General features: G+C 35.7%; 14 protein-coding genes and 3 tRNA genes. 12 read left to right on the top strand and 5 right to left on the bottom strand.

Going from position 1 to position 16,555, the window contains the following annotated elements:
• The first annotated feature begins 47 nt into the window (after positions 1 to 47).
• On the top strand, positions 48 to 605 hold the full coding sequence (locus ACQVD9_RS07680) for a hypoxanthine-guanine phosphoribosyltransferase (RefSeq protein ID WP_264745467.1): 558 nt from the start codon (positions 48 to 50) through the stop codon (positions 603 to 605).
• A 46-nt stretch (positions 606 to 651) separates the two neighbouring features.
• Here the strand turns inward: ACQVD9_RS07680 and ACQVD9_RS07675 are convergent, their stop codons facing one another.
• Positions 652 to 1,647: an MFS transporter gene (locus ACQVD9_RS07675; protein ID WP_264745466.1), complete on the bottom strand. Its 996-nt coding sequence runs from the start codon at positions 1,645 to 1,647 to the stop codon at positions 652 to 654.
• Between the two features lie 82 nt (positions 1,648 to 1,729).
• Positions 1,730 to 2,983 (bottom strand): serine hydroxymethyltransferase, encoded by a 1,254-nt coding sequence (glyA, locus tag ACQVD9_RS07670; RefSeq protein WP_264745465.1) that lies wholly within the window; start codon positions 2,981 to 2,983, stop codon positions 1,730 to 1,732.
• Positions 2,984 to 3,181: 198 nt separating this feature from the next.
• Here glyA and ACQVD9_RS07665 point away from each other — a divergent pair, with 198 nt between their 5' ends.
• The 3 genes from ACQVD9_RS07665 to ACQVD9_RS07655 all read left to right on the top strand — a co-directional run bounded on the left by ACQVD9_RS07665 (position 3,182) and on the right by ACQVD9_RS07655 (position 6,148).
• Positions 3,182 to 3,625, top strand: a complete 444-nt coding sequence (locus tag ACQVD9_RS07665) for a hypothetical protein (RefSeq protein ID WP_264745464.1) — start codon at positions 3,182 to 3,184, stop codon at positions 3,623 to 3,625.
• 169 nt (positions 3,626 to 3,794) lie between these two features.
• On the top strand, positions 3,795 to 5,459 hold the full coding sequence (ettA, locus tag ACQVD9_RS07660; RefSeq protein WP_264745463.1) for an energy-dependent translational throttle protein EttA: 1,665 nt from the start codon (positions 3,795 to 3,797) through the stop codon (positions 5,457 to 5,459).
• Positions 5,460 to 5,653: 194 nt separating this feature from the next.
• Positions 5,654 to 6,148, top strand: coding sequence for a hypothetical protein (locus ACQVD9_RS07655; protein ID WP_264745462.1), 495 nt, complete (start codon positions 5,654 to 5,656; stop codon positions 6,146 to 6,148).
• Between the two features lie 50 nt (positions 6,149 to 6,198).
• On the opposite strand, the gene ahpF is transcribed toward ACQVD9_RS07655, so the two are convergent.
• The 3 genes from ahpF to ACQVD9_RS07640 form a co-directional block, all read right to left on the bottom strand.
• Positions 6,199 to 7,761: an alkyl hydroperoxide reductase subunit F gene (ahpF, locus tag ACQVD9_RS07650; RefSeq protein WP_264745461.1), complete on the bottom strand. Its 1,563-nt coding sequence runs from the start codon at positions 7,759 to 7,761 to the stop codon at positions 6,199 to 6,201.
• A gap of 129 nt (positions 7,762 to 7,890) precedes the next feature.
• Positions 7,891 to 8,454, bottom strand: a complete 564-nt coding sequence (ahpC, locus tag ACQVD9_RS07645) for an alkyl hydroperoxide reductase subunit C (RefSeq protein ID WP_264745460.1) — start codon at positions 8,452 to 8,454, stop codon at positions 7,891 to 7,893.
• Between the two features lie 190 nt (positions 8,455 to 8,644).
• Entirely contained in the window at positions 8,645 to 9,388 is a 744-nt protein-coding gene (locus ACQVD9_RS07640; RefSeq protein ID WP_264745459.1) for a hypothetical protein, read from the bottom strand.
• Positions 9,389 to 9,564: 176 nt separating this feature from the next.
• Here ACQVD9_RS07640 and ACQVD9_RS07635 point away from each other — a divergent pair, with 176 nt between their 5' ends.
• The 8 genes from ACQVD9_RS07635 (at position 9,565) to ACQVD9_RS07600 (ending at position 16,410) form a co-directional block, all read left to right on the top strand.
• On the top strand, positions 9,565 to 10,038 hold the full coding sequence (locus tag ACQVD9_RS07635) for a hypothetical protein (protein WP_264745458.1): 474 nt from the start codon (positions 9,565 to 9,567) through the stop codon (positions 10,036 to 10,038).
• A 250-nt stretch (positions 10,039 to 10,288) separates the two neighbouring features.
• Positions 10,289 to 10,365 (top strand) — tRNA-Arg (locus ACQVD9_RS07630).
• Positions 10,366 to 10,415: 50 nt separating this feature from the next.
• Positions 10,416 to 10,491 (top strand) — tRNA-His (locus tag ACQVD9_RS07625).
• 18 nt (positions 10,492 to 10,509) lie between these two features.
• Positions 10,510 to 10,594 (top strand) — tRNA-Leu (locus ACQVD9_RS07620).
• Positions 10,595 to 10,886: 292 nt separating this feature from the next.
• On the top strand, positions 10,887 to 11,432 hold the full coding sequence (locus ACQVD9_RS07615) for a GNAT family N-acetyltransferase (RefSeq protein WP_264745457.1): 546 nt from the start codon (positions 10,887 to 10,889) through the stop codon (positions 11,430 to 11,432).
• Positions 11,433 to 11,444: 12 nt separating this feature from the next.
• The gene (locus ACQVD9_RS07610) at positions 11,445 to 13,118 is read left to right on the top strand and encodes an AMP-binding protein (RefSeq protein ID WP_264745456.1); all 1,674 of its coding nucleotides are present in this window, start codon (positions 11,445 to 11,447) and stop codon (positions 13,116 to 13,118) included.
• Between the two features lie 9 nt (positions 13,119 to 13,127).
• Positions 13,128 to 13,373 (top strand): acyl carrier protein, encoded by a 246-nt coding sequence (locus ACQVD9_RS07605; RefSeq protein WP_319804731.1) that lies wholly within the window; start codon positions 13,128 to 13,130, stop codon positions 13,371 to 13,373.
• A gap of 139 nt (positions 13,374 to 13,512) precedes the next feature.
• Positions 13,513 to 16,410: an autotransporter family protein gene (locus tag ACQVD9_RS07600; RefSeq protein WP_264745454.1), complete on the top strand. Its 2,898-nt coding sequence runs from the start codon at positions 13,513 to 13,515 to the stop codon at positions 16,408 to 16,410.
• Positions 16,411 to 16,555: the final 145 nt, after the last annotated feature.

The raw sequence follows: 16,555 nt of genomic DNA, 5'->3' as shown, positions 1-16,555 counted from the left end.
TAATGTAAAATAGCCCCCTTTTTTATCATTGTAAAGGTAATATATCCATGAGTCTTGATATGGAAACTATTCAACAAGTACGAGCTGAAGCAGACTGTCTCTATACTAAAGCTGAACTTGATACAGCTATTAGTAAATTAGCCACTGAAATCACTAGTGACCTTGCTGATAAAAACCCTATTGCTTTTTGTGTTATGAATGGTGGTTTAATTTTTGCTGGGCAACTACTACCCCTATTAGATTTTCCATTAGAGGTATCTTACCTACACGCCACTCGCTACTTAAATGAAACCAATGGTGGTGAACTATTCTGGAAAGCAAAACCTGAAGTATCTTTTATTGATCGAGATATTCTTATTATTGATGACATTCTTGATGAAGGACATACCCTTTCAGCCATCATTCAATATTGCCAACATGCAGGTGCCAATGCTGTTTATACAGCCGTATTAATCGATAAAGACCATAATCGTAAAGCTATCCCTGGCTTCTCTGCCAACTACACAGGCCTAAAATGTGCAGATCGTTTTATTTTTGGTTATGGTATGGATTACAAAGGTTACTGGCGTAATGCTCCTGGTATTTTTGCAGTCAAAGGATTATAACTGTTATTAAGCGAGGTTATTAAAGCAACCTCGCTTTTCCACTCCCCTAAACGGTATTATTACTCTCTGCACCAGCTAATCTATTTATTTCAGATTGAATCATAGCGGCGGCAATAGGTGGAAACAAGATACTAATCACAATGATTAACCATGTTTTAAAACTACCTTTCTCTCCACTATTTAAAAGCCTTTGATGAATAACATCATTTAATATTGAAAGCATAACAGGCATGGCAAAGGGCACAAAACATGCTGAGAGACTGGCGCCTAATGGTGTTAAAAGTGTTGCAGATTGAGAAAAATTTCTAATGTCCTTATGAACCTTATAAAACCAAAAAATAAAATAGAAGGGTACAAAAAATAGTAAAAATGTTAGTACTGAATCCAAATAGCTTGGTGTTTCAGGTTGTACTTCTCGTACTCTGGGTTGTTCATTAAACAAACATTTTTTCACTGGTAATAAAAATAACGTACCTATTACGACCAAAATAACTAATAAAATAATAATAGAGTTAAAAGTAACTGCTTGACTTATCAGGTCACTTATAACAAATGTCATAGATGCACCATTAATCATATTAGTTATACTAATGACACCAAATGACAGAATAAATACTTCAACACTATTCACCGCTCGAGCAATATAAGCAGGGATTAATAAACTAATACTACCAATAGAAAAACCTAATAGTGCCATTGCTACAAAAATTAAATTATTACCATCTTTTGCGAAACATAATAACAATAATCCTATTACAATAAGAATGGCAAATAAATAAAGCGGATAATAATATTTTGCTCGACTCGCTAGCCAAGCAGGTAAAATCGCGATAATTGTAAAGAGAACTTTTATAGATACTGAAGTGCCAATTATCACATTTGAAAGATTATAATCCATGCGTAGATAAACCGTTATCATACTAAAACTGGCATTAACCATCATTACTGTCATAAAAAAAATAAATAACGCCCAAAAACGATAACTACTAACTAAATCCGCCCATGTCCATTTTATTTCAGGCACACCTTGCTCAAATTGCATTATTTTACTTCCTAAACATATACTAATAAAAAAGGGGATATAATCTCATATCCCCTTAGTAATTTATTTAATAACGACTTATTTATTTTCCATAAACTGGAAAACGTGCACAAATATGTTGTACTTGGGTGCGTACACGCTCAATTACTGACTCATTAGTAATATCATCTAAAATATCACAAATCCAGTTAGCTAATTCAATACACTCTGCCCCACCAAAGCCGCGTGTAGTTACTGCTGGAGTACCAATACGTAAACCAGAAGTTACAAAAGGCGAACGTGGATCATTAGGTACAGAATTTTTATTAACCGTAATATGAGCACGACCTAATGCAGCATCTGCATCTTTACCTGTGATATCTTGCTTAATCAAGCTTAATAAAAATAAGTGATTATCTGTACCACCTGATACTACATCAAAGCCACGATCAATAAATACACGAGCCATTGCTTTAGCATTAGCTACTACTTGCTTTTGATATTCAACAAACTCTGGTTGCATGGCTTCTTTAAAGCAAATCGCTTTAGCTGCAATCACATGCTCTAATGGGCCACCTTGACCACCAGGGAATACTGCTGAATTTAATTTTTTCTCTATTTCTTCATTAGCACGGGCTAAAATTAAACCACCACGAGGGCCACGTAAAGTTTTATGGGTAGTAGTAGTAACCACATCAGCAAAAGGCATAGGATTAGGATAAACACCAGCAGCCACTAAACCAGCCACATGGGCCATATCTACAAATAAATAAGCACCCACTTTATCAGCAATTTCACGGAAACGAGGGAAATCAAGGATAGGAGAATAAGCAGAAAAGCCAGCAATAATCATTTTTGGCTTATGCTCAACCGCTAAACGCTCTACTTCGTCATAATCAATAAAGCCTTGATCAGTGATACCATACTGTACAGAATTGTAGATCTTTCCCGAGAAACTTACAGTAGCACCATGTGTTAAATGGCCACCGTGGGCTAAGCTCATCCCTAATACAGTATCACCTGGTTGTAATAACGCCATATAAACAGCACTATTTGCCTGTGAACCTGAATGAGGTTGTACATTGGCATAATCTGCACCAAATAATTTCTTAGCACGGTCAATCGCTAATTGTTCAACAATATCAACATACTCACAACCACCATAGTAACGCTTACCAGGATAGCCTTCTGCATATTTATTAGTTAACACACTGCCTTGAGCTTCCATTACGGCTGGGCTTGTATAGTTTTCTGAAGCAATCAATTCAATATGATCTTCTTGGCGTTGAGCTTCATGCTCCATAGCCGCATAGATCTCTGGGTCAAAGCGAGCGATAGTCAAATCACGACTGAACATAGCAATCCTCTAACATAGGCTAATGTTGATAATAAAGAGACTATTTTACCCCATATTTTACCTATTCGTATATGAAAGCTTTTCATCCACCTCATCAGTAATCATCATGTAGTATTTTTTTATTCAGTATTTTAATTTATAGTTAATATTAGCTTTATAAACTTACCCTGACTTAATAAACACACTAGGAATTACGCAATGAAACTCAAAACCATCGCTCTACCAGCAATAATGTCATTAGCTATCTTAAGTCCTACGGCCGCTTTAGCTAGCACTGCTGATGAACTAACCCAATGCTTAACAACAAAAGCAACTGAACAGGATCATCTTAACTTAGTCAAATGGGTATTTTCTGCGCTTGCACAGCATCCCGAGCTTAAACAATACAGTAATATTTCAGCAGATGGTCAAAAAACGATTGATAAAGATGTGGGTGCTTCTTTAGATCGTTTGTTAACTGTTGATTGTAAAGATCAAGTAGCTAAAGCCGCTAAAACAAACCCAACTGCAATAGGTCAAAGCTTTGGTGTTTTAGGCCAAGTAGCAATGGGCGGTTTAATGACTAATCCAGAAGTAGCTAAAGCAGTTGCTAATATGCCAAATCTTATTGATATGAAAAAACTCGAAGCAGTAATGAAATAATACCCTGATAAAACGAGCAGGATATAATTAATAATCTGCTCGTTTAAATCCTACTAATACTTCCTGATCCTACCTTCTTTTTAATATAAATAATTACACAATACCTACTATAGAAGGTACAATACAAAGTTCGAAAACAACTAGCTATTTTTATTACTACAGGTAAGACATGGCACAATACGTTTATACAATGAATAGGGTGAGCAAGGTTGTTCCCCCTAAACGTGAAATTCTTAAAAATATTTCCCTCTCTTTCTTTCCAGGTGCAAAAATTGGGGTACTTGGTTTAAATGGTGCGGGTAAATCGACTCTACTAAAAATTATGGCTGGGGTAGATACCGAGATTGATGGTGAAGCACGCCCAATGCCAGGCATTAAAATTGGTTACTTACCACAAGAACCACAATTAGACCCACAAAAAACAGTACGTGAAGTGGTTGAAGAAGCGGTTGATGAAATCAAACAAGCACAAGCACGTTTAGACGAAGTTTATGCGGCCTATGCTGAGCCAGATGCCGACTTTGATGCCCTAGCCGCTGAGCAAGCAAAATTAGAAGCAATTGTACAAGCCTCTGATGGTCATAACTTAGAGCGTCAACTGGAAATTGCTGCTGATGCCTTACGTTTGCCTGAATGGGATGCCAAAGTAGAAAAATTATCAGGTGGTGAAAAACGTCGAGTTGCTTTATGCCGTTTACTATTATCTGCACCTGATATGCTATTAATCGACGAACCTACTAACCACTTGGATGCTGACTCAGTAGCTTGGTTAGAACATTTCCTACATGACTTCCCTGGTACTGTGGTGGCAGTAACCCATGATCGTTACTTCCTCGATAATGTAGCGGGATGGATTTTAGAGCTTGACCGTGGTCATGGTATTCCTTATGAAGGCAATTACTCAGGCTGGCTAGAAGCTAAAGCCTCTCGTTTAGAACAAGAAGCTAAACAAGAAGCTTCTCATCAACGTGCCATGAAAGCTGAATTAGAATGGGTTAGACAAGGTGCCAAAGCACGTCAATCTAAATCTAAAGCACGTTTAGCACGTTTTGAAGAAATGCAATCTCAAGAATTCCAAAAACGTAGTGAAACCAATGAAATCTATATTCCACCTGGACCTCGTTTAGGTGATAAAGTAATTGAGTTCAATAATGTTTCTAAAGGCTATGGTAATAGATTACTAATCGACAACCTCTCCTTCTCGATCCCCAAAGGAGCTATTGTTGGTGTAATCGGTGGGAATGGTGCAGGTAAATCTACCCTATTTAGAATGATTATGGGTACTGAACAAGCTGATTCGGGTACGATTGAACTAGGTGAAACAGTAAAACTTGCCTGTGTAGATCAAAGCCGTGATAACTTACAAGGCGATAAAACCGTTTGGCAACAGGTTTCTGATGGTTTAGATATTATTCAAATTGGTGGTTATGAAGTTCCTTCTCGTGCTTATGTAGGTCGTTTTAACTTTAAAGGCACTGACCAACAAAAATTTGTTAAAGACCTATCAGGTGGTGAGCGTGGTCGTTTACATCTTGCCTTAACCTTAAAACAAGGTGGTAACGTATTACTACTGGATGAACCTTCTAACGACCTCGACGTAGAAACTTTACGTGCCCTTGAAGAAGCTTTATTAGACTTCCCTGGTGCTGCGGTTATTATTTCCCATGACCGTTGGTTCTTAGACCGTATCTGTACCCATATTCTAGCTTATGAAGATGACTCACAAGTTACTTTCTTTGCTGGTAATTACACCGAATATGAAGAAGATCGTAAAAAACGTCTAGGTGATGCAGCCACTCAACCACACCGTGTACGTCATAAAAGGATTAAGTAATTAATCATCCAAAAGGAGGCTTAAGCCTCCTTTTTTATTTCTCATCCCATCTAAAGTTTATCCTCTCTTACTAAATATTATTATAAATCAAATCGTTAAAAAATTATTCAATTTATTCTTTAATTTCTGTATTTACAGAAATTAAAGAATATAATATATTGGCAGTATACAAATAAAAGCATGAGGTATGGATTATGCCCACTATTAATAAACAAGTGCTAGAACTATTATTAGTTGAGATGAGTAAACATACCTTAAACAGTGCTATAACCATTTATAAAATTTTAGAAAAACAAGGATTAAAATATGCCTCTCTAGCCAAACATATCGCTAAAGGCAATAATTTTATTGGTTTCTGTACTAATCGTTATTTACAAATAGTGGCTAAATGGCAAACAGGATTGATAATTAATAATAGTGCTAATGCTAATATTTTATTAGATCACATAAAAATAGCCATGGCTTATCAATACGCTCGTTATATTATTAATGAATATAATAAATTACATAACGAAAATAATAGCTGTACTATTAAAGAAATTTCTTTGCTTAAAATAAGAGCATTACATACTACCGTTTTTGCCCAATTTGGTCTTAGTAGTGATGTTTGGATATTAGCCATTCCTTTTAAAGTATATGATTATTGTTATATCTTTAAAAATTGGCTAAGAAAACCTTATTTTAAATAATAAAAAAGCCCTGTATATAATACAGGGCAATACGTATGAAAGGAATAAAACTACTTACCAGAGCGAATTAAATAATCAAATGATGCCAAGGCTGCTTTCGCACCCTCACCAACAGCAATTACAATTTGCTTATAAGGAACTGTTGTAACATCACCTGCTGCAAAGATACCATCGACAGATGTTTTACCACGACTATCAATAATAATCTCACCATGTTGACTTAACTCTACAGTACCTTTTAACCAATCAGTATTAGGTACTAATCCAATCTGAACAAACACACCCGCTAAATCAACTTTATGTATTTCTTCAGTTTTACGATCTTTATAAGTTAAACCTACTACTTTTTGACCATCACCTAATACTTCTGTTGTTTGTGCTTCTTTAATAACGGTTACATTATGAAGAGAAGCTAATTTTTGCTGTAATACTGCATCAGCACGCAATTCAGCACCAAACTCTAATAACGTTACATGGCTAACTACACCCGCCAAATCAATAGCGGCTTCAACACCCGAATTACCACCACCCACTACTGCTACTTTCTTACCCTTAAATAAAGGGCCATCACAATGTGGACAATACGCTACACCTTTAGAACGATACTCTTTTTCACCAGGTACATTCATTTCACGCCAACGAGCGCCTGTTGAGAGGATAACAGTTTTAGCTTTTAAGCTTGCACCACTATCAAAACGTACCTCATGTAAACCACCTACTTCTGTAGCTGGAATTAACTTGTTAGCACGTTGCAAACTCATTATATCTACATTATAACTTTTAACATGCTCTTCTAATTGAGCAGCTAATTTAGGGCCTTCAGTTTCAATCGTTGCAATAAAGTTCTCAATACATAGTGTATCTTGTATTTGGCCACCTAAACGTTCAGCAACAAGACCAGTACGAATACCTTTACGTGCTGTATAGATAGCAGCCGCAGAACCAGCAGGGCCAGCCCCTACAATCAACACATCAAAAGCTTCCTTTGTGTTTAACTTCTCTGCCTCCCTTACGCTAGCACCAGTATCTACTTTGGCAAGAATTTCTTGCAAAGTCATACGGCCTTGACCAAAGGTTTCATCATTTAATAGCACAGTTGGCACAGACATAATCTGTAACTGACTTACTTCATCCATAAATATTGCGCCATCAATCATCGTATGGCTAATATTAGGATTTAATACAGCCATTGTATTTAATGCTTGCACAACATCTGGGCAGTTTTGGCAAGATAAAGAAATATAAGTTTCAAAGTGAAGCTTAGTCTTTAAACCTTTAATTTGCTCTATCACTTCTGGTGTTGCTTTAGGAGGATGACCACCTGCTTGTAATAACGCTAACACTAAAGAAGTAAATTCATGTCCCATAGGGATACCAGCAAAGCGCATTTCACCAATGGCTTCACCTACACGTTTGATAACAAATGAAGGCTTACGTTTATCATCACCTGCAATATTTAAACTCACTTTATCAGAAAGATGTTCAATCTCTCTTAATAGTCCTAACATTTCTTGAGATTTTTCGCCATCATCCAAAGAGGCTACAATCTCAATTGGTTTAGTTAACCATTCGAGATAAGTTTTTAATTGACTTTTTAAAGTTGCATCTAACATTTGAGATTCTCCTTGGCATAAGATAGGCAAAAAAACGCCCGGACGAAAAACAACCAGGCGCCTTTACGCTTCCTTTAAACTCTTTCAGTAGTCTGCTCTTTGAAGCGAAGAGCAGACCCTATTCAATGATTAGATCTTACCAACTAGATCTAAAGAAGGTGCTAATGTTTTTTCACCTGGAGTCCATTTAGCAGGACATACTTCACCTGGATGCTCAGCAACATATTTAGCAGCTTGAACTTTACGAAGAAGTTCTTTAGCATCACGACCAATACCACCATCGTGTAGCTCAACAATTTTGATAACGCCTTCAGGATTGATTACGAAAGTACCACGTTCTGCTAAACCATCTTCTTCAATCATCACTTGGAAGTTACGAGAGATAGCACCTGTTGGGTCTGCAATCATTGGGTACTGAATTTTCTTGATAGTATCAGAAGTATCGTGCCATGCTTTATGAGTGAAATGAGTGTCAGTAGAAACAGAGTAAATTTCTGCACCTAATTTTTTGAACTCTTCATAATTATCTGCTAAGTCACCTAACTCAGTTGGGCAAACGAATGTGAAGTCAGCTGGGTAAAAGAATACAATAGACCATTTGCCTTTTAAATCAGCCTCAGTTACTGCTTTAAAATCGCCATTATGATAAGCCTGAGCTTTAAAAGGTTTTACTTCAGTATTAATAAGAGACATGTGTCACTCCTTTTTTTTAAAATCTTCTATTGGGTTTTAGTAACTTACGGAATACATTCTATAGCCATTAACTAATAATTAAAAATTAATTAATTTGATAGTATTGATTAGTTTTATTAATCATCAATCCTTATCATTAATTTTTAATATTAAACACTATAAGTTCAAAATTACCAGTAATTAAAAGTTACTATTTGTTTACACAAGCTAATACAATGCCCTGTGCTACTTGATAATAGTCTTTTCCTGCAGATGACTCAGCAAATTTTATAAACTGCTGTAACTCTGCATCTGACAAATCACGATATACATAAACTAAAACATTTTCAAGTTGAGTATCTACTTGCTTTTGAATTTGTTGTTTAGTGGGTGTTATCTGTTTTAAAGCATCACCTGCCCCCATACCTGGTAGCCACATATCAATGGTATCACTGGCAATGCTTGTTAATGCAACACTAACCTCTACTGTTGCTTGATCATAAGGAATCAATTTTGCTAAATGCTTAAATAAATCTCTTCTATCATTACTAATCTCTACAGCAGGCACACCATTTTGGCGTTTCCTTAACTCTTCCTTAGTAGTTGCCGTTGTTTCTGCTTGAACAACCTTTTTACCCAAATCAGACTCAAAGAAGGTTAAAGCAGTCTCAGGATTAGTCAATTTATTGCGTAACTGCAACTCCCCTTTTTGCTTCATCGCACTAGGCTCAAAACGCTGATTACTACTCACCACTATGGATTGATATAATAAAGGTGGTAATACTGCTTGATATTGCTTCTGCATTGCCTGTAAAGCATCATTAAAATGATCAATTTGCACAGGCCAACCTGCCGCTTTAAAAAGTTGATTGCTTGTATCTACATTATTTGCCATAACAAAAGAAGTACAACTTACTAATAACAAGCCTAATAAATACTGTTTAAACCATTTCATATAAACTTTTAAAACCTTATAAAGAAAATAATTTGATAAGCTGACTATACTCGATTTTTTATCACTGTATATTTTAAAAGTTATTCAAAATGTCACATTGGCTATTAGAAAATAAAATTGTCGTTTATTATATAGCGATTTCTCTAAAATAAAGCGCTAATTAAGGATTGTTAATAATGGCTAACAACCAACAAACCACGCACAATACACCCCTCTATAAAAATGCTGATTTCAATTGTGGGCGTTGTGATAGTCTTTGGCAAGCCACCTATACTGATATTGCAGCATTGCGTGCTAACCAACCTATTGCATGTAAAAGCTGTAACTGTGAACTCATTATGTCTGATGAAGAACTGCAAACACTTAATCGCCGCTTTGAACAATCAGAAAAACTAAGCAAAATGGCCATCTATTTCACACTACCCTATTTTGTGCTCTGTGCTGTAATTGGTTTCATTTATGGGGGAATGGCTACAACTGTAATGATAGTAATTGGTTTTATGGTTATTATCACTATGCGTAAATCTTTAATGAAAGATGGTATTGATCACTTTCATTTAATCGCTTTAAAAAAAGAACCTAACAATCAAACTCAAGCAAAAACTCAAAATAATCCATCTTCTAAGAAGAAAAAGAAAAAATCAAAATAGCATAAATATATGAATAGTTAGCATTAACTAAAAAATTAGATAATGGCTAACTATTTTCAACACAATAATTAATTACTCTATATTTTTTACATCCTCCCCATCCAAACAAATAAAAATCACTATTTTTATAAAAAACCATTGACTCAATCTATTATTCTAGTTATTATGCGCCCCGCTTAACGAACATAGCTTAGCAATGGGGCAAAGGGTTTTAAGGTTGTCTTTTTCTTGATCCTAACGCTCTGATAGAGCGCCCGTAGCTCAGTTGGATAGAGCACCCGCCTTCTAAGCGGGTGGTCGCAGGTTCGAATCCTGCCGGGCGCGCCATTTAATGCCTGAGCAGTTTTAAGCAAAGTATGTTATTGTAGTTTGTAATGGTGGGCGTAGCTCAGTTGGTAGAGCACAGGATTGTGATTCCTGTTGTCGTGGGTTCGATCCCCATCGTCCACCCCACTAACTACACACAAATATGCGGACGTGGTGAAATTGGTAGACGCGCTGGACTTAGAATCCAGTACCGAGAGGTGTGAGAGTTCAAGTCTCTCCGTCCGCACCAAATACAAACCCTAGTTAAATCGATTAACTAGGGTTTTTTATTTATACCCTTTTTAATATTCCATAATAATTAGCTTTAATTGGCATTAAACCACAACCATAGAATTATTATTTATAAACTCTACGAATCAAATGATCAAAAGTCATTTTTAAAATACTGATCATCTAATTTCACCACAATTGAATGTCTAACAAAATAAAACCATACATAACTATTGTTATTTCTTAAGTAGTTGTATACTAACTCTTTATATAATATAAAGTATTTACTTACTCTGAGCCTTTGTATCACTATGAATAATTTAACCCCCTCTCCTATATACATTGAAACCAATAATTTTGTATTACGGACGTTAGTGGAGAGTGATGTAAATGATCGTTTCTTAACTTGGCTTAATAGTCAGGAAATGATGGATGGTTTAAATCTAGCTGGTATACGATTTTCTGCTGAAACATTAAAACAGTTTATTCGTAGCTTTAATAATCTTACTAATTATTTTGTTGGTATTTTCGATCAAAAAACAAATTTATTAATTGGTTTTTACACCATTGATGCTGATTTAAAACATAGAGTGGGTAATCTATCAGCAGGTGGTATAGGAGAAGCTGGCTATTCTGGTAAAAAAGTTTTTTGGGCTACTATTGATGCATTATTAGACTATTTTTATTTATATCGTGGCATGGAAAAAATGGTTGCTCGGATATTAAGAAAAAATGTTCGGATGTTATTTTGCTTTGTCAATAATCCAAGATTTACATTTGAGGCTGTTTTGAAAAAGGAATGCCTTGCTGCCAATGGTGAACGTTTAGATATTGTTATATTTTCATCTTTTAAATAAGGTCTTTCGACTATGGATAGCTTAGTATTAACCCCTACTCAAAATAAAGTATTACCTTTCAAAACCAGTGGCTTTAAAAGCTTAGTTGAAGGTTTAGAATATGCAGCTAAAGGTGAATCTGGTTTTAATTTTTATAATTCACAAGCCGAATTAGTCAGTGTTTTATCCTATGCCGATTTATTTAATCAAGCCATTAAAATGGCCCATCAATTATTAGCCATCGGATTTAAAAAAGGCGATCATTTACCTGTTATTGCTGAAAATAGACCAGAGTTTTTAGTCATATTTTATGCTTGCCAATATCTAGGCGTTATTCTTTGTCCATTGCCAATGATTTCTTCAGCTGCTGAACGCAGTATTTTTGCTGAAAAAACACTTCAGTTAGTAAAACTGACAAATGCAAGATTTATAGTAACTTCAGAGGCATTAATTAAAACTTTTTTTGCAGAAAAAAATACTAACTTGCAATTTATTAGTTTTGAAAATCTAGCTGCAGAGTCAACCGAACAATCACTGACTGCTAGTACATCGCAATTTTCCCCTATAGAGAATAATAGTATCTCTTTTATTCAATTTTCCTCAGGCTCAACTTCTCAACCCAAAGGAGTTACCATACATAATCATGATGTTTGTGAGCATGTTCGGGTGGTGTTAGAAGATGTTATGAAACTTCGTGCTGATGATCGCTCATTATCATGGTTACCGTTTTATCACAACATGGGGCTAATTGGTTTTATTATAGCCTCTGTTAATGGTCAACGATCAGTAGATTGTTTTTCTCCACTAACTTTTGTTAGCAACCCTGCTCTTTGGTTAAAGTTAATATCTGACAATAAAACAGCCATTACTTATGCCCCCATGTTTGCCTATCAATTAGCTATTAAGGTATTTGATGAAAAAGCTTTTGCAGGGTTAGATTTATCCTCTCTTCGTGTGGCTGGCATTGGTGGCGATGCTATCCATATTGAAGTCATGAAAAAATTTCAACAAGTTTATGCTCCCTATGGATTTAACTACCAAACATTCTTACCTAGTTATGGTATGACAGAAGCTATCTTAGCTATTTCAGGCAAAACAGCAGGTGCCCCCGTAGTAACAGATGTTTTTGAAGAAAAAGAAATTGTATCCTGTGGCACTGTATTGCCTGATTGTGAATTAAAAGTAGTTGACGATAACAATATGTCATTACCAGACCGTTCTGTAGGCAGTATTTTCTTTAAGAAAAACACTATAACAGGTGCTTTGCATAATCAAACACAAAGTATTCCTCTATCTACTATAGATAACTATATTGATACAGGTGATATAGGCTATTTATATAAGCAAAACTTGTTTGTTCTTGGGCGCAAAAAGGATGTTATTTTAATTCGTGGTCGTAATATTTGGGCACAGGATATTAAAATATCCATTATCAATACAAACTCATGGTTAAAAGCAGAAGATATTATTGTAATGGGCATTGAAGTTAACCAAGAGGAAAAATTAGTCGTAATGATTCAATGTGATGCAGAACATCAAGATAACTTAATGCTAGCTAAAAAAATTAAAGCACAGATTAGCCAGCAATTTAGTGTATTAGCTGATATTGTGTTTGTCCAAACAGGTGGCCTACCTTTAACACCATCAGGCAAAGTATCTCGAGAAAGATTTACAGAAATATACCTAACACACACCTCTTTAAATTAACCGTTTACAATGAAAGATAGCAAAATGGATTACCAACAATTAGCAAGATCAATTTTAGCAAGATCTCTGAATATCCCAGAAGAGAGCATAAAAATGAGCCACACCATCGATGATTTGAAAGATATTGATAGTGTTGACTTCGCCCATATTGTGGCAGAAATTGAAAAAGTGTCTAAAAAACAAATCCCTATTGAAGATTTACTAACATTAGATTCTGTAGAGAAATTAGTGAATATTTTAGAAAAAAATAGCTAGTTTTGTTTATTTTTATCTGAACTGTATACTGTATCACATATAATTTATTAAAACATTTGAACTCATAGTTATAATAACTCATCTTATAAGATATATAGTTCTTTTTACAGGAAATACTCAGCTTTTACTCTTGCCTACTATGAAAAATCCCCGCTTTATACTAAAACCGATTTTTATTGGTGTACTTTCAGTCATCTCATCTTATTCTGTAGCAGATGCTATTTGGAATGGCTCAACAAGCGACTATAAGAATGATAGCAACTGGAGTACAGGTTCTGTACCTGACTTGTCTACTGAAAATATTATCATCAATAGTGGGCAAGCTAATCTTGTTTTTGATGATGATTTTTATGGGTTCAGCAAATGGGCTGGAAGTGGTGGTAATAAGTTAATTATTGGTGGAGCCGCTTCAGAAAAGGGCAATCTGAATATAAGTGTAGCTGATGGAACCTATCATAATCAATCTAGTGCCGAGGCATCGCTTGTAGTAGGTGAAAATGGCGGGAACGGCACATTCACATACGACACATCAACAAATAGCAACAATCAACATATATCGATAGACTTTAACTCTGTCACCATAGGTAATGGCCAGCAAAGCCAAGGTTTTGTTAATATCTTAGGTTCAGGTAAAAATATATATCAACAATATATGGGAGGGGAAGCGGTAGCTACTAGCTCCTTAAACGTAGGTACTAATGGTGGTTCAGGGACAGTTACTATAGATGGAGGTAGTTTAGATATTAATGGTTCAGTTATGGACTATGATACTAGCGACTTTTTTACTCTAGGAAATGGTACCAATAGTGTAGGTACTGTAAATGTACTAGGTGGTGGCAAACTATCTGTTTCTGTTGGTTTAATACCAGCAAATGCTGCTGTGATTGGTAAAGATGGCGGTACAGGTCTATTAAATATTTCCGGACAATTTGATGGTTTTGATGGTACTAATAATCCTACCAAAATTTCTAGTCGAGCTATTTTCTTTAAGGGATTCGTTGTAGGTGATGGCGCAGGCAGCCAAGGTTTTGTCAATATAAAAGATGGTGGTCTTTTAATCACCTATGGTGAGACAGTTGTTGGTAAAAGTGATGGTTCTGGTAATATTCTAGTATCAGGAGAAAACAGTCGCTGGGAAGTTTCTGGTAAAGCCTCTGGCGAAGGAGTACTTGACTCCTATGAATGGTCAGAGGAAGGCGTTTTAACACTAGGCTCTGCTGGAGGTACAGGAATATTAACCATTGATGATAGTGGGGTGGTAAGCCTTGGTGTTGGTCGTTCAGTAAATAATTATTATTATAATCCAGATACAGGAGAAAGCTATACTTCCTATGACTATGAGTTTATGGGAGGAACTGGAACCTTAAACTTGACTGACTCAGCCGATAGTACAGGCACCCTTATAATAAAAGGTGATGCTGGAAAAGTTGGCGTTTTAGATGCGGTAGAAGTTAATTATGGTGCAGGAACAGGCGCTGTTGTATTTAACCATAACGATTATACAGGTACTTATGAATTTACCCCTGAATTGGTAGGTAGTAATGCGACTAGTAGCTTTATAGTAAATAATTCAGGGGTAACTGTATTTAACCGAGATACTAGTCAATTTATAGGTCACTCTGTGGTTAATGGTGGTGTTTTAGAAGTTAACAGTATCCTTGGTGGTGATATGACCATTAATAATGGTGGTACATTAACAGGCATTGGCACTGTGGGTAGTACTGTGTTAAATGCAGGAGGCACTATTGCAATTGGTCAATATAATACATCAACCCCCTCAACACTTACTATTAATGGTGATTATCAGGGTAATAACGGTACTATTATTTTTGACACAGTACTGGGCAATGATACTTCTGCTACAGACAAACTTATTATCACTGGTGACACATCAGGCTCTAGCTATGTCAAAGTTAATAATTTAGGTGGTTTAGGCGATCAAACCATACAAGGTATTGAGTTAATTAATGTACAAGGTGCATCAAATGGTACCTTTACCCAAAGTGGACGAATTGTAGCAGGCGCTTATGATTACTCCTTAGTAAGAGGAGATGCTTCCAAAGGTGCGGATCCAAACAATTGGTATTTAAGCTCTCAATATGCTAAAGCTGATGGTGGATTAGGCTCAGATTTAAGGGCTGAAGCAGCTACTTATATTGGAGTAATAGAAAATAATATAGCAGCTTTTAATCATAGCTTCCATGATAGGCAACAAACATTAAATAATGGTTATGAGTCCTCATGGATGCGGGTGGAATATGCTCATGATAAATACTATGCAGGTGACAATGATTTACTTAAAAATAAAGTAAAACGTAAATTAGTTCATTTAGGAACAGATCTTTATCAACATGATCAATTCCACTTCGGAATCATGGCAGCTTATGCTAAAAGTGATATTACCAGTAGTTCTCGTATAAAAGACTACCACTCTACAGGTAAATCAGATGGCTATTCAGCAGGCATTTATGCTACTTGGTACGATCAAGACCCAACGTCAGGTGGCTTATATATAGACAGCTATGCCCAATATAATTGGTTCCGTAATCAAATAAATGGCCATGGTTTAGCACAAGAGAAATTTAATACTCAGGGACATACCCTTTCCATTGAGTCAGGCTATGGCTTTGTAGTGAATAAGAGCAAACAAGCCACATGGATAGTTGAACCACAAGCACAAATTATTTATGGCAATAGTAGCTCCTTTAATTATACAGAAGACAATGGTACACATATCCATACCAACAATGATAAGGGACAAATAAGGAGTAGACTTGGCGTCCGCTTACAGGCAGAGGTTGAAAATGCAAAACTATTCTTAACCACTAACTATTGGAATCAAAATAAATATACTGCTGTAAGTATGGATGGAACTGAAGTCCATAGTAATCGCGCTAAAAACTTGTTTGAAGTAAAAACGGGGGTGCAATACAACATCAACAGTAAAATCCAAGCATTTGGTCAACTCAATGTTATTACTGGGGAAAACTCTACTAGAAGCTATGGTGGTAATGTTGGAATTAAATATCAGTGGTAAAAAGGTGCATGATTAACTTAGTTTTTATTACCCTCTCTAATAGAAAAGGCATAAAATAATTTATGCCCTCTTCTATTTTTTATTTACCCAATAAATATATCTATATATTGGCTGTTAACTAGTTTTACTATGGTCTTGTAACTAT

This window comes from Entomomonas sp. E7T21 (assembly GCF_058693955.1).
Note: the sequence above shows the minus strand (reverse complement) of the source record. Positions and strands in the feature narration are given on the sequence as shown.